Source organism: Pseudomonas savastanoi (assembly GCF_020917325.1).
Classification (GTDB): Bacteria; Pseudomonadota; Gammaproteobacteria; order Pseudomonadales; family Pseudomonadaceae; genus Aquipseudomonas; species Aquipseudomonas amygdali.
In genome coordinates, this window is the sequence record NZ_CP076652.1 from 488,080 (window position 1) to 513,877 (window position 25,798).

Sequence of the window (25,798 nt, forward strand, 5' to 3'; positions counted from 1 at the left end):
ATTGCTGGCGGCTATTTGATGGCTCGCGTATCCTGCGCAGCAAGTCGATGTGCCGGGCTGACTTGCCCAATCTTCCCTATGTTTTCTGGAGTTCGCCGAATGCTTTCTGGTTGGCTGCGCGCCTGTGCGCTGATAGTGGCAGGGTTGGTCAGCGTTTCGACGCTCGCCGATGAAAAACAACGAACCGCCATTGTCGTCGGTGGTGGTCTGGCAGGTTTGACTGCCGCCTATGAACTGCAGGCCAAAGGCTGGCAGGTGACGGTGCTGGAAGCCAAGCCGAGTCTGGGTGGACGCTCCGGTCTGGCGACCAGCGAGTGGATCGGCAACACCAAGGCTCAGCCTGTGCTGAACCGCTACCTGGACAGCTTCAAGCTGACTACCGTGCCCGCGCCTGAATTCGTACGCACGCCCAGCTACCTGATCGACGGTGTGTACTTCACCCAGGCTGACCTGGCCGTCAAGCAGCCGGCGACCGCCGAAGCCATCAAGCGCTACAACGACACGCTGGATAACCTCGCGCGCTCGGTTGACGACCCCGAAAACCCGGCGTCCAACAGCACCTTGTTCGCGCTGGACCAGATCAACGTCGCCAACTGGCTGGACCGCCTGAACCTGCCGGCCACGGCGCGTCAGTTGATCAACCAGCAGATCCGTACCCGCTACGACGAGCCTTCGCGCCTGTCGTTGCTGTACCTTGCCCAGCAATCGCGGGTTTATCGCTCGGTCGACGAGCGTGACTTGCGTGCTGCGCGCCTGCCCGGTGGCAGTGCGGTGCTGACCCAGGCGTTCGTCAAGCAGCTCAAGACCGTCAAGACCAACTCGCCGGTGACGGCAGTCGTTCAGGAGAAGGACAAGGTCACCGTCAAGGCTGGCGCAACCAGCTACACCGCAGATTACGTGGTCATGGCCGTACCGCTGCGCTCGCTGGGCAAGATCCAGATGACGCCTGCGCTGGACGCTCAGCACATGGGCGCGATCAAGAGCACCAACTACGGCTGGCGCGACCAGATCATGCTCAAGTTCAAGACTCCGGTCTGGGACAGCAAGGCACGCATGTCCGGTGAGGTGTTCAGCAACACCGGTCTGGGCATGCTGTGGGTAGAGCCCGCGCTCAAGGGCGGCGCCAACGTGGTGATCAACCTGTCCGGCGACAACGCACGCATCATGCAAGCCTTCGGCGACAAGCAGATGGTCGATCAGGTGCTGATCCGTCTGCATGCGTTTTACCCTGAAGCACGCGGCGCCTACACCGGCTATGAAATCCGCCGTTACAGCGTCGACCCGTCTACCGGTGGTTCCTACCTGGCATTCGGTCCCGGCCAGATCAGTAAATACTGGCGTCTGTGGGAGCGGCCGATTCTGCGCGTAGCCTTTGCTGGCGAGCACACCGACACCTTGTACCCCGGCACTCTGGAAGGTGCCTTGCGCAGCGGTCAGCGTGCGGCCGGTCAGGTCCAGGATCTGGCGGCTGGCAAGTCGTTCGAACCGGTCAAGGTTGCACCGCCGAAAGCGCCGGCCCCGGCTTCGCAGAAGTCCGAAGGCAATTTCTTCAGCAACATGTTCGGCGGTTCGTCCGAAAAACCGGCTGAAGCTGCCAAGCCGCAGGCCGACAAGCCAGGCTTCTTCTCGCGCATGTTTGGTGGTGCTGAAGAACCGGCCCCGGCCCCGGCACCTGCTCCGGTAGAGAAGGCTGTAGAGCCTGCTCCAGCGCCTGCACCGGCTGTTGCTCCGGCGCCAGTGGTTGCACCGGTGGTTCAGCCTGCCAAGCCGCCGGTTAAAGCCGAGCCTGCGAAGAAACCGGCGACCAAGGCTGAACCTGCGAAAAAACCGCAGAGCAAGGAAGCCGCCAAAAAAGAAGCGGCGAAGAAAGAAGCAGCAAAAAAGGAAGCTGCGAAAAAAGAGGCAGCGAAAAAGGCTCAGAGCAAACCGGCTCCTGCCAAAACCCCTGCTGAAACAGCGCCCGCAGACGTTAACAACTGACCGGGCAATAGCTGAGCGAAAGAGGACGCGGTGTATACCGCGTCCTTTTTTTATGCCCGCTGAATTCGTTCTGTCTATGTGGGCTGGGGATATCTGAGCGGATCATGCCGTTCATCGGTATCGAACGGCCGATGGTCATTGCAAAGTATTACTGACGGCAAATTATCGAGATGCTGCCGCAGCGAGGACAGCCTGAGATGCTGTAAAGCCTGTCAGGTGTTGGTGTCACCAGCAGAACCGGCATACGAAACGTCCAACAGACCTATCGTATTGTTCGATATGTCCGAGCGAAATTTTGCGCTTTCATTCGATAGATAAAAAGCTAGTCTGGTAACACTTCTGACAAGGTACTGGTAATGCAGCTACGTAATTCATCCTCTCGCTACGGTCTGGTCAGCATGGTGCTGCACTGGGGTGTGGCTGCTGTCGTGTTTGGAATGTTCGCGCTGGGGCTGTGGATGGTCGGGCTGGATTACTACGATACGTGGCGCAAGGCAGGCCCTGATCTGCACAAGAGTATTGGTATCACCCTGTTTGCGATCATGTTGATCCGCGTGGTCTGGCGTCTGCTCAGCCCGCCACCGCCGCCGTTGACCAGCTACAGTAAGTTGACGCGCATCGGTGCCGCATTCGGTCACCTTTTTTTGTATGTAGCACTGTTTGCCGTGATGTTTGCCGGTTACCTCATCTCCACCGCTGACGGCGTGGGGATTCCGGTATTCGGCCTGTTCGATGTGCCCGCGCTGGTTTCGGGCCTTCCTGATCAGGCAGAAACGGCGGGCGGGCTGGATTCACTTGTATCTGGCCTGGGTCATCGTGATATTCGCGGGGCTCCACGGTCTTGCAGCATTGAAACACCACTTCATCGATCGCGATGTGACCCTCAAGCGTATGCTGGGTCGTAATTGATTGTTCAACCAAAACGGGAATAAAAGCATGTTGAAGAAGTCTCTCGCCGCTCTGGCTCTGGGTACTGCACTGTTGTCTGCTGGCCAGGCCATGGCTGCCGACTACGTTATCGACAAGGAAGGTCAGCACGCATTCGTTGACTTCAAGATCAGCCACCTGGGCTACAGCTTCATTCACGGTACTTTCAAGGACTGGGACGGCACGTTCAGCTTTGATGCTGCCAAGCCTGAAGCCAGCAAAATCAATGTCGAGCTGAAAACCGCCAGCCTGTTCACCAACCATGCCGAGCGCGACAAGCACATCGCCAGCAAGGACTTCCTGGACGTTGCCAAATACCCGGAAGCCAAGTTCGTTTCCACCAGCGTCAAATCGACCGGTGAGAAAACTGCTGACGTGACTGGCGACCTGACCATGCACGGCGTGACCAAGCCAATCGTGATCAAGGCAACCTTCAACGGCGAAGGCAAGGATCCGTGGGGCGGCTACCGTGCTGGCTTCAACGGCACTTCGACGCTGAACCTGAACGACTTCGGCATCAAAGGCCCTGGCCCGACGTCGCAGACGCTGGATCTGGACATCACCTTCGAAGGCGTACAGAAGAAGTAATTGCACGCCTGATCGACAAAACGCCGACCCTTGGGTCGGCGTTTTTGTTGGTGCGCTGAAACTTCCTGAGATAACTATCGTGCCAATCCTCCGCATTGGCATGCAGTTCGTGACGCTCTGCGTCACAGGTCTGAGCCGCGCTGCCGTCTCAAGATCGGACGCGGAGCGTCCGGGACTGCGCTACCACGCAGAGCGTGGGAGCGATGAACCTTGCGGACAGAAAATCTTGAGATGACTATCGTGCCAATGCTCCGCGTTGGCATGCAGTTCGTGACGCTCTGCGTCACAGGTCTGAGCCGCGCTGCCGTCTCAAGATCGGACGCAGAGCGTCCAGAACTGCGCTACCACGCGGAGCGTGGGAGCGATGATCAACATCCTCCAGGGCCACAAACAAAAACGCCCCGAGCAAGTCGGGGCGTTTTGGGTGTTGCGTGGCTATCAGCTGTCGCGGTTGCGGGTCAGCAGGGCCGGTTTTTCACCGCGTGGGCGGCTCGGCAACTGGTCCAGCTGCTCGGCAGACGGGAAACGGTCGATCTTGGATTCCTTATGCACGATCTTCGGCTGAGGCTGACCGTCGCGCGGGGCACGCACGGCTGGCTCCTGACCTTCACGCGGCAAGGGCTGATCTTCACGTGCCGGGCGACGACCGCGCGGCTGGCCATCACGCGAACGCGGAGCCGACGAACCCGAACCGTTGCGCTTTGGCGCGCCAGTACCGGAACCGTTACGAGCGCCGCCCGCAGGTCTACCCGAATTGGCTGGGCGAGCTGCGCCGCCAGCAGCCGGTGCTGCACCGGGTGCTGCTGCAGGACGACGACCACGGTTCTGGCCTTTGCCCTGATAAGGACTGACGTAGTCAGCACGATTGCCGAAGTTGTCTACTTCGTCGTCGCGGAACTCGTCCGGCGCACGATCGGCCGCCGGACGCGGTATGGATGGCTGCGATGCACGCTGTTCGCTGCGAGGCGTGCCCTCACGAGGTTTTTTTTCGCGTGGCTGCCTTGCAGGGCGTTCGCCAGTGGCGGCTGCAGCAGCAGGTTTTTCCTTGCCTTTGTCCTTGCCCTTGTCGCGACGACCGCCGTTGTTCTTGTCTCCGGCAGGACGTGCACCACGGGAGTTGCGAACATCCGGACGCTCACGCACTTCCGGCTTTTCAGCCTCGACTGCGGTGATGTCGAAGCCCATCAGGTCGCCATCGGCGATCTTCTGTTTAGTCATGCGCTCAATGCTTTTGAGCAGCTTCTCTTCGTCCGGCGCAACCAGGGAAATGGCTTCACCCGAACGACCGGCCCGGCCGGTACGACCGATACGGTGAACGTAGTCTTCATCGACGTTTGGCAGCTCGAAGTTGACGACATGCGGCAGCTGGTCGATATCCAGGCCGCGTGCGGCGATATCGGTCGCAACCATGATGCGTACATCACCCGCCTTGAAGTCGGCCAGTGCCTTGGTACGGGCGTTCTGGCTCTTGTTGCCGTGGATCGCGACAGCCGCAAGGCCGTGCTTGTCCAGGTACTCGGCCAGACGGTTGGCGCCGTGCTTGGTGCGGGTGAAGACCAGCACCTGTTCCCAGGCGCCGACGGTAATCAGGTGCGCCAGCAGTGAACGTTTGTGGTTGGCTGCCAGGCGGAAAACCCGTTGCTCGATACGCTCGACCGTGGTGTTCGGCGGCGTGACTTCGATGCGCTCGGGGTTGTGCAGCAGCTTGCCAGCCAACGACGTGATGTCATTGGAAAAGGTCGCCGAGAACAGCAGGTTCTGACGCTTGGCCGGCAGCCGCGCGAGGACCTTCTTGACGTCATGGACGAAGCCCATGTCGAGCATCCGGTCTGCTTCATCGAGCACCAGAATTTCAACGTGGGACAAATCGACACTGCCTTGACCGGCCAGGTCGAGCAGGCGGCCGGGGCAGGCTACCAGTACGTCCACACCACGGGACATGGCCTGAACCTGCGGGTTCATGCCGACGCCGCCGAAGATGCAGGCGCTGACGAACTTCAGGTCGCGGGCATAGAGCTTGAAGCTCTCGTGCACTTGTGCGGCCAGTTCGCGGGTGGGGGTCAGGACCAGAACGCGCGGTTGGCGCGGGCCATGACGCTGGGATTTGTCCGGAACACCATTGGGAAACAGCCGCTCCAGAATTGGGAGGGCGAAACCGCCGGTTTTACCAGTACCGGTCTGTGCCGCAACCATCAGGTCACGACCTTGCAACACGGCGGGAATGGCCCGCTGTTGCACTGGGGTAGGCTGGGTATAGCCCGCTGCCTCGATGGCGCGGACTAAAGCCTCGGAGAGACCGAGGGAAGCAAAGGACATGAGTAATCCTGTTCTGTTGGAGCTTAAGCTCAAGGGATGTCTTGCCTGGCGCGAATGGCGTGTAAAGACAACGCGATCCCGTCCGGTCCTGCCGGGTCTTCAGTGCATCTCGTGACGTCTGCGCTTGATGAAAATTGCGCTGTTGGCGTGAACGAGTGACGATTTCAAGACCGGGCCTCCGGGCGTAAGCCTGGCGGGAAGGCTGGAGTATAACAGAGCGAACGCAATACGCCGCTTTCCTGCTGCCCAACGGTGTATCAAGCCGCGATCTCCCGAGAATAGCCCGACAGATCGCGGCTTTACAGCGGTATCAGCGTGGCAATTGCAGGTTATTCCACACCGCCAGGCTCGGTTCTGCCTGGTTCAGGGTGTAGAAGTGCAGGCCAGGGGCGCCGCCTTGCAGCAGTCGTTCACACATCTGCGTGATGACTTCTTCGCCAAACGCCTGAATGCTTTGCACGTCATCGCCATAGGCTTCCAGCTGTTTGCGGATCCAGCGCGGGATTTCCGCACCGCAGGCATCCGAGAAACGCGCCAGCTTGCTGTAGTTGGTGATCGGCATGATGCCCGGCACGATCGGAATGCTGACGCCCATCTTTTCAACGCGCTCGACGAAGTTGAAATAGCTGTCGGCGTTGAAGAAGTACTGCGTGATCGCGCTGTCGGCGCCGGCGTTGGCCTTGTTGACGAAGTGCTTCAGGTCATCCTCGAAATTACGCGCCTGAGGGTGCATTTCCGGGTAGGCGGCGACTTCGATGTGGAAGTGGCTGCCGCTTTCCTGGCGAATGAAGCTCACCAGGTCATTGGCGTGACGCAGCTCACCGCTGGCCATGCCCATGCCGGAAGGCAGGTCGCCGCGCAGTGCCACGATGCGTTTGATGCCCGCATCCTTGTACTGCGCCAACAGGTTGCGCAGGTCGTCCTTGCTGTCGCCCACGCAGGACAAATGCGGTGCAGCAGGGACTTTGATCTCGTTTTCCAACTGCAGCACGGTATTGAGCGTGCGGTCGCGGGTCGAGCCACCGGCACCATAGGTGCAGGAGAAAAAATCGGGGTTGTACGTAGCGAGCTGACGAGCAACGGTCAGCAGCTTTTCATGTCCAGCGTCGGTCTTGGTAGGAAAGAACTCGAAGCTGAAGCGGCGTTCTTGAGACATGGAGCCGATCTCGTCGTAGGAGCGAACTTGTTCGCGAAAAGGCCGGAACGGCCTTCAGATACTGAGCATCACCGGGGCAGCGAGTGCTACCGGTGATGGCTGATCACGCTCGATCCGCTTCTGCGTAAGAAGCGGACCGAGCCTGCTCAATCAGTAGCGATAAGCGTGCGGCTTGAACGGACCTTCGACGGTCACGCCGATGTAATCGGCCTGGGTCTTGGTCAGCTTGGTCACAACGCCGCCGAAGCCGCGGACCATTTCCAGGGCCACTTCTTCGTCGAGTTTCTTCGGCAGCACTTCAACGGTCAGACGCTCGGCTTTCTTGGCCGGTGCCAGGTCGGCGTACTTCTGCTCGAAGAGGAAGATCTGCGCCAGAACCTGGTTGGCGAACGAGCCATCCATGATGCGGCTTGGGTGGCCAGTGGCGTTACCCAGGTTTACCAGACGGCCTTCGGCCAGCAGGATCAGGTAGTCGTCGTTCTGTGCGTCGAACGAGCCTGGGCCGGTACGATGGATCTTGTGAACCTGTGGCTTCACTTCTTCCCATGCCCAGTTCTTGCGCATGAAAGCGGTGTCGATTTCGTTGTCGAAGTGACCGATGTTGCACACCACAGCGCGTTTTTTCAGCGCTTTGAGCATGTTCGAATCACAAACGTTGACGTTACCGGTGGTGGTCACGATCAGGTCGATCTTGCCCAGCAGAGCCTTGTCGATGCTTGCTTCGGTACCGTCGTTTTCACCGTCGATGAACGGCGAGACCAGCTCGAAACCGTCCATGCAGGCCTGCATGGCGCAGATCGGATCGACTTCGGTCACTTTGACGATCATGCCTTCCTGACGCAGCGACTGGGCCGAGCCCTTGCCCACGTCACCGTAGCCGATCACCAGTGCCTGCTTGCCGGACAGCAAGTGGTCGGTGCCGCGCTTGATGGCGTCGTTCAGGCTGTGACGGCAGCCGTACTTGTTGTCGTTCTTGCTCTTGGTCACCGAGTCGTTGACGTTGATGGCCGGGATTTTCAGCTCGCCCTTGGCCAGCATGTCCAGCAGGCGGTGAACGCCAGTGGTGGTTTCTTCGGTAACGCCGTGGATCTTGTCCAGCATCGCCGGGTATTTCTTGTGGATGATCTCGGTCAGGTCGCCGCCGTCGTCGAGAATCATGTTGGCGTCCCATGGCTGGCCATCCTTGAGGATGGTCTGCTCGATGCACCACTCGTATTCTTCTTCGGTTTCGCCTTTCCAGGCGAACACAGGAATGCCGGCAGCAGCGATGGCCGCAGCAGCCTGGTCCTGAGTGGAGAAAATGTTGCACGACGACCAGCGAACTTCGGCACCCAGGGCAACCAGGGTTTCGATCAGCACGGCGGTCTGAATGGTCATGTGGATGCAGCCGAGAATCTTCGCGCCTTTCAGCGGCTGATCACCAGCGTATTTGCGACGCAGACCCATCAGGGCAGGCATTTCGGATTCGGCAATGATGGTTTCGCGACGACCCCAGGCGGCCAGGGAAATGTCGGCAACCTTGTAGTCATTAAATTCTGCGGGCGTGATTACAGCACTCATTGAGAGTCTCCATTCCATAAAAATGCGAATGGGCGCCGTTGTGCGTTTAAGGTTTGCCGGTCGAGGATCGTCCTGGCAAACAACGCCCCATCCGAGCCTGACAGGGAAAACCTGCTGCAGCGCCCCTCGGACAGGTGGCGGGAACGGTATCAAGCGTGGATGACCGTTTTGAAACGTTGGGCAGTATAGCTGCGCTCGCGATTCTTCCCAAGGCTTTCTGTCGGTTTAAAGGCCATGCAATTGCCATCTGCCTGTAATCGGGTCGATGCACAGTTGCTATGACGCAGGCATGGGCGTGGGCCGCCGGCTCTGCCATCATGCGCATCTCTACCGGCCAGACGCTCAGGAGTGAACATGAATTTCCACACCCGCAAGTGGGTCAAGCCCGAAGACCTCAACCCCAACGGCACATTGTTCGGCGGTAGCCTGCTGCGCTGGATCGATGAAGAAGCGGCGATCTACGCGATTGTCCAGTTGGGTAATCAGCGCGTGGTGACCAAGTACATCTCGGAAATCAACTTTGTCAGCGCCTCGCGTCAGGGCGACATCATTGAGCTAGGCATCACCGCCACGGAATTCGGCCGCACCTCGATCACCCTCAAGTGCCAGGTGCGCAACAAGATCACCCGCAAAAGCATTTTGACTGTCGAGAAGATCGTCTTCGTCAACCTCGACGAAGACGGCCAGCCAGCGCCGCATGGCCGGACTGAAATCCGCTATATAAAGGACCAGTTCGACGTAGAGGATTGATACCTCTTCAAGATCGGACGCGGAGCGTCCAGAACGGCATGCGACGCGGAGCGTCGCACGATAGTGTTCTCCCGGGCACGACAGTTACAGAATGATCGTTCCTCACGCTCCGCGTGGGAATGCCGTTCACGACGCTCCGCGTCGTCTATCCCGCGTTTTTCAGCCCTTGGCTTAGCTTGCGCAACCACGCCAGACCCACGCTGGTGTCGCCTTTAGGGCGGTATTCGCAGCCGATCCAGCCGCTGTAGCCCAACTCGTCGATCACATTGAACAGGTGTTCGTAGTTCAGCTCGCCAAGGTTCGGCTCATGGCGGTCCGGGACGCCTGCAATCTGAATATGGCCAATGCCCGCAAAGTCCCGGCGCAGTTTGCTGGTCAGGTCGCCTTCGACGATCTGGCAGTGGTAGCAGTCGAACTGCACCTTCAGATTGTCAGCGCCCACCAGTCTGCAGATTTCCTGTGCCTGATCCTGACGATTGAGGAAGAAGCCCGGCATGTCGCGGGTGTTGATCGGCTCGATCAGAATCGTGACACCTGCGCCCTTGGCTTGCTGAGCCGCGAACGCCAGATTCTCCAGATAGACCGCCTGATGACGCTCACGCAAGCTTTCATCGGCCAGCAAGCCAGCCATCACATGCACTCGGTCATTGCCCAGCACCTGCGCATATTCCAAGGCCTGCTCGATACCAATGCGAAATTCCGCTTCACGGCCCGGCAGCGTGGCAATGCCTCGCTCGCCTGCTTCCCAGTCGCCTGGCGGGGCGTTGAACAGCGCCTGCACCAGACCGTTGTCGCTCAGGCGCTGCTTGAGTTCCTGAGTGCCGTAGGCGTAAGGGAACAGGTACTCGACCGCGCCGAAACCATCGGCAGCGGCTGCGGCGAAGCGCTCAAGAAAGTCATGCTGCGGGTACAGCATGCTGAGGTTGGCGGCAAAACGAGGCATGTTAACTCCAGTCTTCAAAAGGTCAGACGAATGGCCAAAGCAGCAGGGTGATCACGAAGCCCAGTGTGCCGAGCAGCGTGACCAGTACGGTCCAGGTGCGCAAGCCGTCGGCGACGTTGAGGCCCGCCAGCTTGGTGAACATCCAGTAACCGGCATCGTTGATGTGCGACATGGCCAGACCGCCACCGCCCATGGCCAGACACAGCAGGGCCAGGTGGTTGGCGCTCAGGTCCAGCGTGGCGATCAGCGGGCTGAGAATGCCTGCAGTGGTCACCAGTGCAACGGTGGTCGAGCCCTGAACAGCGCGCAGCAGCAGGGTCAGCAGGAAGCCCAGCGCGAGTACCGGCAGACCGGTGTTGCGTAGCGCCTCGGAGACCACCGCACCAATGCCGGTATCGACCAGCACCTTGCCGAACACGCCACCGGCACCGGCAATCAGAATAACCATCGCCACACCGGGCAAGGCCGAACCGATCACGTCGGACACCTGAGTACGGCTCCAGCCGCGACGCGAGCCCAACAGCCATGCGCACAGCAGGGTATCGATCAGCAGCGCAACCAAGGGGGCACCCAGTACGGTCAGCACTGCGCGCAGCGTGGACGTGGCTGGCAGCATGGTCGTCGCCAGGGTGCCCATCAGAATCAGCACGATCGGCAACAGAATCAGCGCGATGATCAGTCCGAAACCCGGTGCGGGCGCAGGCGGCAGTTTGCTCGCCAGGCTGCTGGCGGTCTCTTCTGCGCCCAGGGTTCTGGTTTCAGTGGCTTCACGCACAGCGGAATAATCGTTGCGCGCCCAGGCTTCCAGGTCTTCGTTGGTAACGTGCGGGCCGTAGACTTCGGTGCGGATGTCATCGGTCATCGGGTAGGTCTTGCGGGTCATGCGGCCCGCGACGAAATAACCGATCATGCACAGCACGGCAACGATCGGAATGCCCAGCATCAGCACCCGTCCAAGGTCCGCGCCCAACTGACTGGCAGCGGCGACCGCACCAGGGTGTGGCGGCAGAAACGCATGCACGGCGAGCAAGGCGGCGCACATCGGCAGCGCGAAAATCAGCAGCGGCTTGCGTGCCGCCCGTGCCACGCCGTATGCCAACGGCATGAGGATGATCACGCCGACCTCAAAGAACACCGGAATACCGACCATGAAACCCGCAATGGTCAGCGCCAGAGGCGTGCGCTTGTTGCCGAAGCGGTTGATCAGGGTCTTGGCCAGTGCTTCAGCCCCGCCGGACAGCTCGATGATGCGCCCGATCATCGCGCCCAGGGCGATGATGATCGCGATATGGCCGAGGGTCTTGCCCATGCCGCCTTCAATGGTGGCAACCAGATCGGCCGGTTTAACACCGGCGACCAGCGCCACGATAATGCTGACCAGCATCAGGGCGACGAAGGGCTGGAATTTGTACTTGAGCACCAGAAACAACAGCAGTGCGATGCCCGCACCGGCCACGACCATCAACATGAGCGGCGTCATGCCCGTGCACTCCGGTCAATGGTGGTAAAGACTGACAACGAAACAGCGGGGTAGGGGTGAGTCATGCTCTCGATTCCTGTTGTTATTGTTTTTCGACCGGGAGGCGCAATGCGCTCCCCGATCACCGTGTGCTCGTTACCACTTGGCGCCGAACACCTGACGCAGCTCTTCAAGCGCCGCCGGGTCCAGCGGTGCAGGTTTGGGGTTGCTCATCAGCCACAGACGCGCTGTTTCTTCCAGCTCTTCCAGGGCGTAGCAGGCCTTGGCCACCGAGCTTTCCCAGACCACCGGGCCGAGCCGCTCGAGCATCACGCCGCGCACGCTGTTGGCCAGTTCCGCCACGCGCTCGGCGACTTTCGGCGAGCCCGGACGCTGGTAAGGGATCAGCGGGATATGCCCGACCTTCATGACCTGATACGGCGTCAGCGGCGGCAGAATGTCGTCCTCCTGCCACACCCCGGCCAGGGTCAAGGCGACCAGATGCGTCGAGTGGGTGTGCACCACGCCGCCGACTTCAGGGTTGCGGTCGTAGACTTCGCGGTGCAGGGCCAGGGTCTTGGACGGCTTGCTACCCGATACCCATTCACCGGCCAGATTGACCTTGGCGATATCCGCCGGGTCCATGCGGCCCAGGCAGGCGTCGGTCGGGGTGATCAGCCAGCCATCGTCGAGCCGCGCGCTGATATTGCCCGCGCTGCCCACCGTGTAGCCGCGGCCATACAACAGCCTGCCGACGTCGCAGATTTCCTGACGCAGGGCGTTTTCATCAATCATCAGGCTGCCCCCGCCAGTTGCTTGAGGGCTTTGGCGAAGAAGTCGCGAGCGCCGAAATTACCGGACTTGAGCGCCAGTGCCAGCGGTTGTGCGCCGCTGCTGACCGTGGCCGGGACGCCCGGGTCGATCTGTGCGCCGATCTGCAACAGTTGCACGCCCAGCGCCTGAACCACCGCACCGGAGGTTTCGCCACCGGCGACTACAAAACGGCGCACACCAGCGTTCAGCAGCCCCTTGGCGATCTCGCCCAACGCGGCTTCGACCATGGCACCGGAGCGTTCAACACCCAGCTCTTTCTGCACGGCTTTGACTTCATCCGGAGTGCTGGTGGCGTAGATCAACACGGTTTGCCCGGCGTCTCTGGCAAAGGCCAGCGCCTGCTCGACCACCGGCTTGCCTGCCGCGAGGTCCAGCGGGTTGATGCGCAGCGCAGGGCGATTGTCTTCCAGCCAGGCCGCGACCTGGCCATTGGTGGCAACCGAAGCGCTGCCCGCCAACACCACTTCGCCGCCGCTGATAGCGATCTGTTTGGCTGCATCAATGTCACGCAGCTTGCCCGCTTTGCGGAAATTGCCCGGCAAGCCCAATGCCAGCCCCGAGCCGCCGGTCAGCAGTGGCAGGTCAGCGCAGGCTGCGCCCAGTGTGTACAGGTCCGCGTCCGACAGGGCGTCGGCAATCGCCATGCTCACGCCCTCGGCGCGCAGTTCGGCAATCTTGCTGCGCACGCTATCCACACCGTTGGCGACTGTGTCATAGCGCAGCAAGCCGACTTTGCCGGTGGTCTGCGCATGCAGCACGCGCACCAGATTGGCATCGGTCATCGGCGTCAGTGGGTGGTTCTGCATGCCCGATTCGCTGAGCAACTGGTCCTGTACGAACAGGTGGCCGCGGAAAATCGTGCGGCCGTTTTCCGGGAAGGCCGGGCAGGCCAGGGTGAAGTCGCTGTCCAGTTGTTTCAGCAGTGCTTCACTCACCTGACCGATATTGCCAGCGGCGGTCGAATCGAAGGTCGAGCAATATTTGAAGAAGATCTGCTCGCAACCGCGCTCGCGCAGCCATTCCAGCGCGGCGAGGGATTCAGCCACCGCGTCGGCGCTTGGCGTGGTGCGCGATTTCAGGGCGATGACAATCGCGTCGGCGTCCAGACCGGCAGCCATTTCGGCGCTGGGGATGCCGATGCTCTGCACGGTGCGCATGCCGCCGCGCACCAGCATGTTGGCAAGGTCGGTGGCGCCGGTGAAGTCATCGGCAATGCAGCCCAGCAGCGGGCGAGCGTTGTTCAGGCTCATCAGTCGCTCCTCAGGCTTTTTCTGGCTTGACTTTCGGCAATTCGATGCCCGGGAAAATCTTGATCACTGCCGAGTCATCCTCGCGGCCGAAACCGGCGCTGGAGGCCTGCATGAACATCTGGTGTGCGGTGGCCGACAGCGGCAGCGGGAATTTGCTGCTGCGCGCGGTATCCAGCACCAGGCCGAGGTCCTTGACGAAGATATCCACAGCCGACAGCGGCGTGTAATCGGCGTTGAGGATGTGCGGCACGCGGTTCTCGAACATCCACGAGTTACCGGCACTGTTGGTGATCACTTCGTACAGCGCGTCAGCATCGACACCTTCACGCAGACCGAGGGCCATGGCTTCGGCGCTGGCTGCAATGTGTACGCCGGCCAGCAACTGGTTGATGATTTTGACTTTCGAGCCCAGCCCGTGGACGTCGCCCAGGCGGTATACCTTGCCGGCCATGCCATTGAGGATGGCTTCGGCCTTGGCGTAAGACTCGGCCGGGCCGGAAGTCATCATGGTCATCTGGCCAGCGGCAGCCTTGGCGGCGCCGCCGGAGATCGGTGCGTCGAGGTACAGCAGGTTCTGTGCGGCCAGACGCTCGCCAAGTTCGACGGCGAAGGTCGGCGCAACGGTGGCGCAACCGATGACCAGACTGCCCGGACGCAGCGCCGCGACCGCGCCGTTTTCACCAAACAGAACGGTTTCGGTCTGCTCGGCATTGACCACGACGGTAATGATCACATCGCAGGCAGCGGCCATGCTGGCCGGGGATTGGCAGGCAACGCCGCCTTCCTGAGCAAACGCTTCGGTCACGCTGCTGCGCACATCGCAGGCATGCACAGTGAAGCCGCTACGCAGCAGTGAACGGGCAATGCCCAGACCCATCGCACCCAGGCCGATAACGCCAACGTTTTTGCTGGTCATGCAGTAATCCTCAAAGTCAGTGCCGATGCCTGTGTCGCTGGCATTCGAGCGTTATTGTTCTGATCTGTGAATCGGATAGTGAATCAATGAGTAAATAATGTGAAGTATTTTTATTTTTCACAAAAATTAACATCGATAGGCTTTTTCCATCGCCCACAAAAAAGCCCCTGACCGGGGCTTGATTGATGTGAGCCGATATTCTGCGCGTTGCGCAGCCCTTCAAGGGGTCAGAACTTCGGCACTGGCGCGCTGGTGGCGTTTCTCAAAGAACCGCTTTCCTGACGCACGACTTCTTTGGGCTTGTACGCGCAATAACCGGGGCGCGGTCCGACTTTCGGGTGGTTGCGGCAGGTGTCCGGGCGCTTGTCATAGATGGTGCACAGGCGGCTTTTACGGTCCAGATACAGGCAGTCGTTGTTGCTCATGCGCTGCAACGTGAAGATTTCCGACTTCTGGTTGTAACGCTCAACGATGCCTTCTTTCTGCAGACGCTTGGCGATGTTCTTGGCCGGGTCGCCGCGTTCGAACTCATCGACGATGCCGATGCGGATCAGGTCCTTGATCTTCACTTCTACCGGCAACGTGCAGCAACTGGATACGCAGCCCCCGCACATGTGGCTGGAGTATTTGGCCCAGGTGTCGATGCGATCGAGTTCTGCGGCGGCGATCAAGGTGGGTTTCATTTTATTTCAGAATTCCGGGTGTATCGGGGCGCGCGATCATACCGGTCCGCGGCCATTTGCAGTAAGTAAAAATTGCCGAGGCGACTGTCGGTCAGTCAGGGCGGGGCGTAATCGGTGGTGATGCGCATGCCTGCCGAGCGCATTCGGTCAGCAGGCATGGCGTAAAGGGCGAACTCAGGACTTGAGCTTGTCGTCAGCCCTGAACATGCTGCGGATGCCGCGCACGGCCTGGCGGATACGGTCCTGGTTCTCGATCAGGGCGAAGCGCACATGATCGTCGCCGTACTCACCGAAACCGATGCCCGGCGAGACACACACCTTGGCTTCGGCCAGCAGCTTCTTGGCGAACTCCAGCGAGCCCAGATGCGCGTAGGCTTCGGGAATCTTTGCCCAGACGTACATCGACGCCTTGGGGTTTTCGACCATCCAGCCCAGTTCGTGCAAGCCTTTGACCAGCACGTTGCGGCGCTGGCGATACTGCTCGGCAATGTCGAGCACGCACTGCTGATCGCCTTCCAGCGCGGCAATCGCCGCCACCTGCAGTGGCGTGAAGGTACCGTAGTCGTGGTAACTCTTGATCCGCGCCAGTGCATTCACCAGTTCGGGGTTGCCGACCATGAAGCCAATCCGCCAGCCCGCCATGTTGTAGCTCTTGGACAGGGTGAAGAACTCGACTGCAATGTCCTTGGCGCCCGGCACCTGCATGATCGACGGGGCTTTCCAGCCATCGTAGACGATGTCGGCGTACGCCAGGTCATGCACCACCAGCACGTCGTACTGTTTGGCCAGGGCCACCACGCGCTCGAAGAAATCCAGCTCCACACATTGCGCAGTCGGGTTGGACGGAAAGCCCAGAATCATCATCTTCGGCTTGGGAATCGAGCCGCGAATGGCTTTTTCCAGCTCGTCGAAGAAGTCCACGCCTGGCACCAGCGGCACCGATCGCACCTGGGCGCCGGCAATCACGGCACCGTAGATGTGGATCGGATAACTGGGGTTTGGCACCAGCACGGTATCGCCCTGATCCAGCGTGGCGAGCATCAGGTGGGCCAGGCCTTCCTTGGAACCAATGGTCACGATCGCTTCGCTTTCAGGGTCGATGTCGACCTCGTAGCGCTTCTTGTACCAGTTGGAAATCGCCCGACGCAGGCGTGGAATGCCGCGCGAGGTGGAGTAGCCGTGGGTGTCTTCGCGCTGGGCGACGGTGATCAGTTTTTCGACAATGTGCGGCGGCGTGGCCCCGTCGGGGTTGCCCATGCTCAGGTCGATAATGTCTTCACCACGACGACGAGCAGCCATTTTCAGCTCGGCGGTGATGTTGAACACGTAAGGGGGGAGTCGATCGATGCGCGCAAAGCGGCGCGGCGAACCTTGGTCTGCCATGAGTATCTCGCGTACGTAAGCGCCCGGAACCGTCCGAGCGACGTGGCCACATGAGGCGGCCTGCCGAGGAAGATAGACGCGCTGACAGCGTTTTGTCCACAAGGATTACAGCGCGAGCTGTACAAATATTGTTCACCCACCAAACGGAGTCGGCGGTGTAGAATCGCGCTATTCATCGCCAGTCATCCCCCGGCGGGTTTATGAGCTCAGGCCGAGTACACGGTGATCCCGTGGTGTTCGGTTTCTTCGCTGCCTGCGGTCACTGCCGCTCGTTCGCGACGTCAATAGAAGCTCACTCCCTTCCTGATCAGCCTTATTTTTGCCGGAGTGTTTCAATGCCTGATTACCGCTCGAAAACGTCCACCCACGGCCGCAACATGGCCGGCGCCCGTGCCCTGTGGCGCGCCACGGGCATGAAGGACGAAGACTTCAAGAAACCGATCATCGCCATCGCCAACTCCTTCACCCAGTTCGTACCCGGCCACGTCCACCTCAAGGACATGGGCCAGCTGGTCGCGCGTGAAGTCGAGCGCGCCGGTGGCGTGGCCAAGGAATTCAACACCATTGCGGTCGACGATGGCATCGCCATGGGCCACGACGGGATGCTCTATTCGCTGCCGAGCCGCGAGATCATTGCCGACTCGGTCGAGTACATGGTCAATGCGCATTGCGCCGACGCCATCGTGTGCATTTCCAACTGCGACAAGATCACCCCGGGCATGCTGATGGCGTCGTTGCGCCTGAACATTCCGGTGATCTTCGTCTCCGGTGGGCCAATGGAAGCGGGCAAGACCAAACTGGCCAGCCACGGCCTGGATCTGGTCGATGCGATGGTCATCGCCGCCGACTCGACAGCCACTGACGAAAAAGTCGCCGAGTACGAGCGCAGCGCCTGTCCGACCTGCGGGTCGTGTTCCGGCATGTTCACCGCCAACTCGATGAACTGCCTGACCGAAGCACTGGGTCTGGCCCTGCCGGGCAACGGTTCCGCACTCGCCACCCACAGCGACCGCGAGCAACTGTTCCTGCAGGCCGGCCGCACCATCGTTGACCTGTGCCGTCAGTACTACAAGGAAAACGATGACTCGGTGTTGCCGCGCAACATCGCCAACTTCAAGGCGTTCGAGAACGCCATGACGCTGGACATCGCCATGGGCGGTTCGACCAACACCATCCTGCACTTGCTGGCCGCTGCTCAGGAAGCCGAGATCGACTTCGACCTGCGCCACATCGACCGCCTGTCGCGCAAGGTGCCGCAGCTGTGCAAGGTCGCGCCGAACATCCAGAAGTACCACATGGAAGACGTGCACCGCGCGGGCGGGATCTTCAGCATCCTCGGCGAGCTGGCCCGTGGCGGCCTGCTGCACACCGATCTGCCGACCGTGCACAGCAAGACCTTGGCCGAAGGCATCGCCAAATGGGACATCACCCAGACTGACGATGAGGCCGTGCACACCTTCTTCAAGGCGGGCCCGGCAGGCATCCCGACGCAGACCGCGTTCAGCCAGTCGACCCGTTGGGACAGCCTCGATGACGACCGTGAAAACGGCTGCATCCGCAGCGTCCAGCACGCCTATTCGCAAGAAGGTGGCCTGGCCGTGCTGTACGGCAACATCGCGCTGGACGGCTGCGTGGTGAAAACCGCTGGCGTCGACGAGTCGATCCACGTCTTCGAAGGCAACGCGAAGATCTTCGAAAGCCAGGACAGCGCGGTGCGCGGGATTCTTGCTGACGAAGTGAAGGCTGGCGACATCGTCATCATCCGTTACGAAGGCCCAAAAGGCGGTCCGGGCATGCAGGAAATGCTTTACCCGACGTCGTACCTGAAGTCCAAAGGGCTGGGCAAGGATTGCGCGTTGCTGACTGACGGCCGCTTCTCGGGCGGTACTTCCGGCCTGTCCATCGGTCACGCTTCACCGGAAGCGGCGGCAGGCGGTGCAATCGGTCTGGTGCGCGATGGCGACAAAGTGCTGATCGACATCCCCAATCGCTCGATCAACCTGTTGATCGACGATGCGGAAATGGCCGAGCGCCGTACCGAACAGGACAAGAAAGGCTGGAAACCGGTGGAATCGCGTCCACGCAAAGTGACCACCGCCCTCAAGGCCTACGCCCTGCTGGCAACCAGCGCTGACAAGGGCGCGGTGCGTGACAAGGCGTTGCTGGACAAACTGGTGCCGTAACGTTCGGCGACGCAGCGAAAACACCCCGCCAGTCGGGGTGTTTTTTTGTCTGGAGAGAACGACTGGCGGGCTTTCTTACTGCTATTTCTGACAGCTGTCGAGCGCGCGTGGGCGCTGTATATTGGGCCAATAGCCGCGAGTGATCTGCCGCGGTTAACCGCTATCGACTTTTATGGAGAGCGTGATGAAAGCATGGCTATTGGCACCAACATTGTTCATGAGCGTCTGCCTCGGCGCATACGCACTCGATTCAACAGACGCTGTCCAGAACGAAACAGCGCCGCCCGCCGATACTGCTCAAGTTGCGCCGCCTCAGGGTGTGGATACGGCGGTACAGGTACGCAATAACAGTGCGTTCGCGATCTACGTCATACAGAAGGGCGTGAAGCAGGAAGTGGCGAGCAAAGGCACCTACGTCGTCAGTAGCGCCGCCACTTACCCACTGAGTATCACGCCTGTCAGTGGCACACCGAGCATAAAGTTTGTGACATTTACCGGAAAATCCGGGGCATGCACGTTTGCCAGTTGCCTCATCGTTCAGTAGTGCGACAGAAGGTTGATCCAGAACAGGCTCACTTCCTGTCCGCAATCACCCCGATCAACACCAGCACCACCAACAGCACCGGCGCCAGGCTGTAGTTGTTGAACTGGCTGAGGCCGCGCACTACCCACGGCGTGGCGTAGATCAGCGCCGCGCCGCTGCCCACTGCGCAGAGCAGGGCGATCAGCGGGATGCGCAGGGCACCGGTAATGCCGCTGATTCGCTGTTCCAGCCAGCCTTTGATGTCCGAGCCGAACAGCACCAGCAGGCAGCCCACCAGCGCGAGTGCGATTTCTGAAAGATTGCTGCGACTCCAGCGTGAAACGGTGGCGAGCAGATCGAGTACGAAATCCATGCAGGGTCCTTAGATCAGAAAGTATTGCAGCAGGTCATTGAGGAACAACTGGCCTTGTGGCGTGGCGATCAGGCGTGTCGGGTCCTGGTGCAGCAACCCCTTTTGTTCAGCCTGTCGACGCGCCTCGGTCAGCGAATCGAGGCTTAGACCGGTTCTTTCACGAAATAACGCAGCGTCCACACCATTTGTCAGTCGCAATGCATTCATCAAGAATTCAAACGGCAATTCATCGAGTGGCAACAGCTTTGCCCCGGCCTGAAAAGGCTTGTCCGGGTTCAGGTAATCCTTGGGCAGACGGGTCTTCCAGGTACGCATGATGCGTCCGTCCGGATGGCTCAACTTGCCATGTGCGCCTGCGCCGATACCGATGAAATCTCCGAACGCCCAATAGTTGAGGTTATGCCTGGCCGGTTTTCCGGGCTGCGCATAAGCCGACACTTCGTACTGCGCGTAACCATGAGTGGCCAGCAACTGCTGTCCGGTTTCCTGAATGTCCCAAAGAATGTCGTCTTCGGGCAGCACCGGTGGCTGATTCCAGAACACCGTGTTGGGTTCCAGGGTCAGTTGATACCAGGACAGGTGGGTCGGCGCGAGGGCAATGGCCTGGCGCAGATCAGCCAGCGCTTCGTCCTGGGACTGATCCGGCAGGCCGTGCATCAGGTCCAGGTTGAAGTTGTCGAAACCGGCCTGACGCGCCATATCGGCGGCACGAATTGCTTCGTCGCCATTGTGGATGCGGCCCAGCGCCTTGAGTTTGGACTCCTGAAAGCTCTGAATGCCGATCGACAGTCGATTGATGCCCAGACCGCGATAGGCGCTGAATTTGACCTGTTCGAAGGTGCCGGGGTTGGCTTCCAGGGTAATTTCGATGTCGCTGGCAAAGCGGATGCGTTGTTCCACGCCCTTGAGCAGGCGGCCCAGTGCGTCTGCGCTGAACAGGCTTGGCGTACCGCCGCCAAAGAAGATCGATTGCAGTTCGCGGCCATAGACGTGCGGCAGGTCAAGATCCAGGTCGGCGAGCAGGGCGTCGACGTATTCCTGTTCCGGCAATACGGGGCTTGCGGTGTGCGAGTTGAAGTCGCAGTACGGGCATTTGCGCACGCACCACGGAATATGGATGTACAGCGACAGCGGTGGCAGGTGCGGCAGCGCAGGGCGTGGGCTTTCTGACGAGAAACCGCTCTCGCCGAGAAACAGCGGCTGCGCAGGCGAATCGTGGGTCATTGCAGACCCAGGCGTTGCCGCAACAGGACCATGGCGCGAGCGCGATGGCTGAGCTGGTTCTTCTCGGTCGGGCCCAGTTCGGCACTCGAGCAGTTGCGCTCCGGCACCCAGAACAGCGGGTCATAGCCGAAGCCGTGTTCACCGCTGGCGGCGTGCAGGATGCGCCCGTGCCACAGCCCTTCACAGAGGATCGGCAATGGATCGTCGGCGTGGCGTACCAGCGCCAATACGCAGACGAACTGTGCACCACGCTGGCCGTCCGGCACGTCTTTGAGCGCCTCCAGCAGCTTGGCGTTGTTGGCGGCATCGCCTTGGCCATCGGCGTAGCGAGCGGAATAGATACCCGGCGCACCGCCGAGAAAGTCCACCGCCAACCCCGAGTCGTCGGCCAGCGCCGGCAGCCCGGACAGGCGCGAGGCATTGCGCGCCTTGAGGATCGCATTCTCGACGAAGGACAGGCCGGTTTCTTCCGGCTCCACCAGGCTGAACTCGCTGACCGAACGCAGCGTTACGCTGCCGCCGAGCATGGCCTGGAGTTCCTTGAGTTTGCCGCCATTGTGGCTGGCCAGTACGAGTTGTGTGAGGTTCATGGTTGGCCTGTCGTGGTGCTTGAAAACGGTCGGTTAAACGGCAATCTTGTGGTCTGTCAGCCCTGGGCTGGTGACCCGGTAGATGCCGATTTCACCCAGCAGGTTGGGCCAGAGTTTGCTGGCCCAGCCGTGGCGATGCTGTTGATCGACGGCCAGCCTGTCGAGCACCTTTGCATCGCGTTCACGACACAGTTCTTCGAAGTCGCCGAAGGTGCAGAAGTGGATGTTCGGCGTGTTGTACCAGGTATACGGCAGGAATTCGGACACCGGCATGCGACCCTTGCTCGCCAGGTACCAGCGGCAGCGCCAGTGACCGAAGTTCGGAAAGGTGATGATGCACTGACGCCCGACGCGCAGCATCTCGTCGAGGATTCGGTCCGGGTAATGCACCGCTTGCAGAGCCTGGGTCATGACCACGACGTCGAAGCTGTTGCTGGCAAAGTTGCCCAGCCCCTTGTCGAGGTCCTGCTCGATGACGTTGATGCCCTTGGCGACACACTCGGCAATGTTGGCCGCGTCGTTTTCCAGCCCGTAACCGGTGACCTGCTTGTGGTCACGCAGCCAGGTCAGCAATTCGCCGTCGCCACAACCCAGGTCGAGCACGCGGCTGCCTGCGGGAATCCACTCCTGGATGATTTCCAGATCGGCTCTCATGACGTCCTCACAACGAAATTCGGTTCATGTAATTACCGAAAGCCTGCAAGTAGCGCGGAATCGGGATCAGAAAGGCGTCGTGGCCTTGAGGTGCGTCGATTTCCAGATAGCAGACGTCCTTGCGCGCGGCCATCAGTGCGTCAACCAGTTCTCGCGAGCGGGCCGGCGAGAAGCGCCAGTCGGTAGTAAACGACATCACGCAGAATTTGGCGGTGGCATTGGCGAAGGTCTTGGCCAGATCGTCGTTGAAGTTGGCGGCAGGGTCGAAGTAGTCCAGCGCTTTGGTCATCAACAGGTAGGTATTGGCGTCGAAACGCCCGGAAAACTCTTCACCCTGATAACGCAGGTAGCTCTCGACCTGAAACTCGACGCTGTGGAAGTCGTAGTTGAGTTTTTCGCTCTTCAGACCACGGCCGAATTTCTCGCCCATCGAGTCATCCGACAGGTAGGTGATGTGCCCGACCATCCGCGCGAGCATCAGGCCGCGTTTGGGGATCACACCGCGCTCCTGGAACGAGCCACCGTGGAATTCAGGGTCGGTGAGAATGGCCTGACGTGCCACCTCGTTGAACGCGATGTTCTGTGCCGACAGCTTGGGGGCCGAGGCGATTGCTAGGCAATGGCGCACGCGATCCGGGTAGCTGATGGTCCATTGCAGCGCCTGCATGCCACCCAGACTGCCGCCAATGACTGCAGCCCAGGTGTCGATACCCAGCAGATCCGCCAGCCGGGCCTGGCTGTTGACCCAGTCTTCTACGGTCACCACCGGGAAATTGGCACCGAACGGCTTGCCGGTGTCCGGGTCGATACTGCTCGGGCCGGTCGAGCCATTGCAGCCGCCCAGATTGTTAAGGCTGACGACGAAGAACTTGTTGGTGTCGATAGGCTTGCCGGGACCGATACAGCTGTCCCACCAGCCCGGTTTGCGGTCATCGGCGCTGTGGAAGCCTGCGGCATGGTGATGCCCGGACAGCGCATGACAGATCAGCACGGCATTGCTGCGTGCGGCGTTGAGCTGACCGTAGGTTTCGTAAATCAGGTCATAGGCTGGCAACGAACGACCGCATGCCAGCGCCAGAGGCTCGCTGAAATGCGCCGTCTGTGGTGTGACCAGTCCGACAGAATCGTGAGGGAATACCGTGGGCATCGACCCTGCTCTCGCATAAATGAGGCGTAAGTCTAAAGACCGCGGGGTGCAGCGGCAATAAGGGATGTTGCCGGGAGCAAATCAGCTGCACCTCGGGACAGGACGCAGAGCGTCCAGAACGGCATGCGACGCGGAGCGTCGCACGATAGTTGAGGTGATCGTTCCTCACGCTCCAGCGTGGAACAAGATTGCTTACATCAGCAACCGCAGCACATCCGGCATGTTGCTCATGGCGGCGAGGTTGTTGATGACCAGCATGTCCAGCAGCTTGAGCACTAGGAATGCGAGGATCGGCGAGATATCCAGCCCGCCCAGGTTCGGGACGATCTTGCGGAACGGTGCCAGTGCGGGCTCACAGATCTGGTTGACCAGTTCTGCGCCAGGGTTGCTGCTACCCGGGGCTACCCACGACAGAATCACGCTGATGATCAGGGCAAAGAAGAATATCTTCAGGAACAGTGCGGTTACGCCGATGATCGACCAGAGCAGCAGGTGCAGCGGATCGCCCGTGGTGCCGAACATCAGCAGCAGGGTCAGGGCCATCAGCACCATCTGCACGATGATCGCCAGTACCAGCGAAGACATGTCCAGCCCGCCCAGGCTGGGGATGATGCGCCGCAGCGGTTTGAGCAGCGGCTGGGTGGCGCGCACGATGAACTGGCACAGCGGGTTGTAGAAATTGGCCCGCACCAGTTGCAGCACAAAGCGCAACAGCACGATCAGCAGGTAAAGACTGCCAAGCGTTTGCAGGACGTAAATTGCAGCGGTGTTCAATCCGATCATCGATCTGCTCCAGAAAACCCGAAAATTATTTGCCCAGTTGCTCAGCCAGCTCGGCTGCACGATGATCTGCGGCAGTCAGTGCCGTTTCCACCAGTGCTTCGAAGCCGCCTGCCTGAAATGCCTTGATGGCCGCCTCGGTGGTCCCGCCCGGCGAGGCGACACGACGACGCAGCTCGCCCGCACCCACATCACTGCCGGTCGCGATCAGCGCTGAGCCCAGTGCGGTTTGCAGAGTCAGCTTTTTCGCGATGTCTTCCGGCAGGCCCAGTTTTACACCTGCCGCGGTCATCGCCTCCATCATCAAAAAGAAGTACGCAGGGCCACTGCCAGACACCGCCGTTACAGCGTCCATGTGTTTTTCCTGCTCGACCCAGACCGCTACGCCGACGGCAGACAGCAGTTGCTCGGCCTGCCCGCGTTGTTCGGCAGTGACCTTGTCGGTGGCATACAGCCCGCTGGCCCCCTGACGCAGCAGCGACGGGGTATTGGGCATGCAGCGCACCACCGGCTGATCGCCAAGCCATTGAGTCAGGCTAGCGCAGGTAATGCCGGCCGCAACCGACACAATCAGCTGATTGGCTTCAAGGCTGGACTTCAACGCCTGGCAGACGTTTTTCATCATCTGCGGCTTGACCGCCAGCACCACGACATCTGCGCCCTTGATCGCCTCGGCGTTGTCGGCAAATACCTGGATGCCATGATCGTTGGCGATGCGTTCGCGGGTTTCGGCACCCGGCGCGCTGGCACAGATCAGTGCCGCGTCCACGCCTTGGGCGCGCAGGCCGCCGATCAGGCTGGAAGCCATGTTTCCGGCACCGACGAAGGCAATACGAGTCTTGCTCATGAAGGGGTCCTTGTGGGGAAGGTTATGGCTGGCCATAGTCGCGGGCGCCAAAGAGAGCTGTGCCGATACGCACCCAGGTTGCGCCTTGTGCAATGGCGGCTTCCAGGTCGTGGCTCATGCCCATGGAAAGTGTGTCGAGCGCCAGGTTCAATTGCTCCTGCAACGTGCGTACAGCGGCGAACGAGGCATGCTGAGCCGCAGGGTCGTCTATAGGCTCGGGGATCGCCATGAGGCCGCGCAGCTTCAGTCGCGGCAGGGCGATGATGGCGGCGGCCAGCTCCGGCAGGTCCTGAGGCGTGCAGCCCGACTTGCTGGCTTCGCCACTGACGTTTACCTGAATGCAGATGTTCAGTGGCTCAAGCGCCTCGGGGCGTTGCTCGGACAGGCGTTGGGCGATTTTCAAGCGGTCCACGGAATGTACCCAGGCGAAGTTCTCGGCGATAGCGCGCGTCTTGTTCGATTGAATGGGGCCGATGAAGTGCCAGCACAAGGGCAGGTCGCTCAGTTCGAGTTGTTTGCCCAGTGCTTCCTGTAAATAATTTTCGCCAAAGTTGCGCAAGCCTGCGGTGTAAGCTTCACGCAAGTCGCCGGCGGGCTTGGTTTTGCTCACCGCCAGCAGGCCGACGGACGCCGGTTCGCGGTTGGCGGCGAGGGCTGCGTCGCGAATTCGTTGTTCGAGCGTTGAAATGTTCGCTGCTATCGTGGACATTGATTTGCGCCAGCAGGGCTAAA

General features: G+C 60.4%; 23 protein-coding genes, 1 pseudogene and 1 riboswitch. Of the genes and pseudogenes, 6 read left to right on the plus strand and 18 right to left on the minus strand.

The genetic code is table 11. The features are described 5' to 3' along the window. The first annotated feature begins 99 nt into the window (after positions 1-99). From KP808_RS02235 to KP808_RS02245, 3 genes and pseudogenes are all read left to right on the plus strand, one after another. A complete protein-coding gene (locus tag KP808_RS02235; protein ID WP_230017371.1) occupies positions 100-1,980 on the plus strand; it encodes a flavin monoamine oxidase family protein in 1,881 nt (626 codons plus the stop codon). A gap of 356 nt (positions 1,981-2,336) precedes the next feature. Beyond that, a pseudogene (locus KP808_RS02240) lies at positions 2,337-2,889 on the plus strand (cytochrome b). A gap of 27 nt (positions 2,890-2,916) precedes the next feature. Continuing rightward, positions 2,917-3,495: a YceI family protein gene (locus KP808_RS02245; RefSeq protein ID WP_058407742.1), complete on the plus strand. Its 579-nt coding sequence runs from the start codon at positions 2,917-2,919 to the stop codon at positions 3,493-3,495. A 438-nt stretch (positions 3,496-3,933) separates the two neighbouring features. On the opposite strand, the gene KP808_RS02250 is transcribed toward KP808_RS02245, so the two are convergent. The 3 genes from KP808_RS02250 to ahcY form a co-directional block, all read right to left on the minus strand. After that, positions 3,934-5,811, minus strand: coding sequence for a DEAD/DEAH box helicase (locus KP808_RS02250; protein ID WP_058399837.1), 1,878 nt, complete (start codon positions 5,809-5,811; stop codon positions 3,934-3,936). 310 nt (positions 5,812-6,121) lie between these two features. Then, positions 6,122-6,967, minus strand: a complete 846-nt coding sequence (gene metF / locus KP808_RS02255) for a methylenetetrahydrofolate reductase [NAD(P)H] (RefSeq protein ID WP_003346344.1) — start codon at positions 6,965-6,967, stop codon at positions 6,122-6,124. Positions 6,968-7,117: 150 nt separating this feature from the next. Then, entirely contained in the window at positions 7,118-8,527 is a 1,410-nt protein-coding gene (gene ahcY, locus KP808_RS02260; RefSeq protein WP_002551710.1) for an adenosylhomocysteinase, read from the minus strand. Between the two features lie 23 nt (positions 8,528-8,550). Continuing rightward, a riboswitch (S-adenosyl-L-homocysteine riboswitch) is annotated at positions 8,551-8,661 on the minus strand. A 220-nt stretch (positions 8,662-8,881) separates the two neighbouring features. On the opposite strand from ahcY, the gene KP808_RS02265 reads away from it, so the two are divergent. After that, positions 8,882-9,277 (plus strand): acyl-CoA thioesterase, encoded by a 396-nt coding sequence (locus KP808_RS02265; RefSeq protein ID WP_002551711.1) that lies wholly within the window; start codon positions 8,882-8,884, stop codon positions 9,275-9,277. A 145-nt stretch (positions 9,278-9,422) separates the two neighbouring features. On the opposite strand, the gene otnI is transcribed toward KP808_RS02265, so the two are convergent. The 7 genes from otnI to alaC all read right to left on the minus strand — a co-directional run bounded on the left by otnI (position 9,423) and on the right by alaC (position 16,745). After that, positions 9,423-10,220: a 2-oxo-tetronate isomerase gene (gene otnI, locus KP808_RS02270; protein WP_230017372.1), complete on the minus strand. Its 798-nt coding sequence runs from the start codon at positions 10,218-10,220 to the stop codon at positions 9,423-9,425. Positions 10,221-10,242: 22 nt separating this feature from the next. Continuing rightward, positions 10,243-11,700, minus strand: a complete 1,458-nt coding sequence (locus KP808_RS02275; RefSeq protein ID WP_230017373.1) for a GntT/GntP/DsdX family permease — start codon at positions 11,698-11,700, stop codon at positions 10,243-10,245. A 135-nt stretch (positions 11,701-11,835) separates the two neighbouring features. Beyond that, positions 11,836-12,474, minus strand: coding sequence for a 3-oxo-tetronate 4-phosphate decarboxylase (gene otnC, locus KP808_RS02280; RefSeq protein ID WP_230017374.1), 639 nt, complete (start codon positions 12,472-12,474; stop codon positions 11,836-11,838). Continuing rightward, positions 12,474-13,763 carry a 3-oxo-tetronate kinase gene (otnK, locus tag KP808_RS02285; protein ID WP_230017375.1) on the minus strand — a complete coding sequence of 430 codons (1,290 nt, stop codon included), beginning with the start codon at positions 13,761-13,763 and terminating at the stop codon, positions 12,474-12,476. Before otnK ends, otnC begins: the two co-directional genes overlap by 1 nt. A 10-nt stretch (positions 13,764-13,773) precedes the next feature. Next, on the minus strand, positions 13,774-14,679 hold the full coding sequence (gene ltnD / locus KP808_RS02290) for an L-threonate dehydrogenase (RefSeq protein ID WP_122259110.1): 906 nt from the start codon (positions 14,677-14,679) through the stop codon (positions 13,774-13,776). 227 nt (positions 14,680-14,906) lie between these two features. Further along, a complete protein-coding gene (locus KP808_RS02295; RefSeq protein WP_002551717.1) occupies positions 14,907-15,362 on the minus strand; it encodes a YkgJ family cysteine cluster protein in 456 nt (151 codons plus the stop codon). Between the two features lie 174 nt (positions 15,363-15,536). Next, positions 15,537-16,745: an alanine transaminase gene (gene alaC / locus KP808_RS02300; RefSeq protein ID WP_002551718.1), complete on the minus strand. Its 1,209-nt coding sequence runs from the start codon at positions 16,743-16,745 to the stop codon at positions 15,537-15,539. 335 nt (positions 16,746-17,080) lie between these two features. Here alaC and ilvD point away from each other — a divergent pair, with 335 nt between their 5' ends. Both ilvD and KP808_RS02310 read left to right on the plus strand, forming a co-directional pair. Continuing rightward, the gene (ilvD, locus tag KP808_RS02305) at positions 17,081-18,928 is read left to right on the plus strand and encodes a dihydroxy-acid dehydratase (protein ID WP_230017376.1); all 1,848 of its coding nucleotides are present in this window, start codon (positions 17,081-17,083) and stop codon (positions 18,926-18,928) included. 184 nt (positions 18,929-19,112) lie between these two features. After that, the gene (locus tag KP808_RS02310; protein WP_005752635.1) at positions 19,113-19,472 is read left to right on the plus strand and encodes a hypothetical protein; all 360 of its coding nucleotides are present in this window, start codon (positions 19,113-19,115) and stop codon (positions 19,470-19,472) included. Positions 19,473-19,500: 28 nt separating this feature from the next. On the opposite strand, the gene KP808_RS02315 is transcribed toward KP808_RS02310, so the two are convergent. From KP808_RS02315 to KP808_RS02350, 8 genes are all read right to left on the minus strand, one after another. Then, the gene (locus KP808_RS02315; RefSeq protein ID WP_002551720.1) at positions 19,501-19,824 is read right to left on the minus strand and encodes a DUF3392 domain-containing protein; all 324 of its coding nucleotides are present in this window, start codon (positions 19,822-19,824) and stop codon (positions 19,501-19,503) included. Positions 19,825-19,833: 9 nt separating this feature from the next. Further along, positions 19,834-21,048: a radical SAM family heme chaperone HemW gene (gene hemW, locus KP808_RS02320; protein WP_230017377.1), complete on the minus strand. Its 1,215-nt coding sequence runs from the start codon at positions 21,046-21,048 to the stop codon at positions 19,834-19,836. Then, a complete protein-coding gene (gene rdgB / locus KP808_RS02325; protein WP_230017378.1) occupies positions 21,045-21,638 on the minus strand; it encodes an RdgB/HAM1 family non-canonical purine NTP pyrophosphatase in 594 nt (197 codons plus the stop codon). Before rdgB ends, hemW begins: the two co-directional genes overlap by 4 nt. Positions 21,639-21,671: 33 nt before the next feature. Then, positions 21,672-22,292 (minus strand): methionine biosynthesis protein MetW, encoded by a 621-nt coding sequence (gene metW / locus KP808_RS02330; protein ID WP_004666458.1) that lies wholly within the window; start codon positions 22,290-22,292, stop codon positions 21,672-21,674. A 7-nt stretch (positions 22,293-22,299) separates the two neighbouring features. Further along, positions 22,300-23,439, minus strand: a complete 1,140-nt coding sequence (gene metX, locus KP808_RS02335) for a homoserine O-succinyltransferase MetX (RefSeq protein WP_003432070.1) — start codon at positions 23,437-23,439, stop codon at positions 22,300-22,302. 192 nt (positions 23,440-23,631) lie between these two features. Continuing rightward, on the minus strand, positions 23,632-24,222 hold the full coding sequence (locus KP808_RS02340) for a YggT family protein (RefSeq protein WP_002551725.1): 591 nt from the start codon (positions 24,220-24,222) through the stop codon (positions 23,632-23,634). A gap of 25 nt (positions 24,223-24,247) precedes the next feature. Next, positions 24,248-25,066, minus strand: coding sequence for a pyrroline-5-carboxylate reductase (gene proC, locus KP808_RS02345; RefSeq protein ID WP_058399846.1), 819 nt, complete (start codon positions 25,064-25,066; stop codon positions 24,248-24,250). A gap of 22 nt (positions 25,067-25,088) precedes the next feature. Continuing rightward, a complete protein-coding gene (locus KP808_RS02350) occupies positions 25,089-25,775 on the minus strand; it encodes a YggS family pyridoxal phosphate-dependent enzyme (RefSeq protein ID WP_230017379.1) in 687 nt (228 codons plus the stop codon). Between the last annotated feature and the right edge of the window lie 23 nt (positions 25,776-25,798).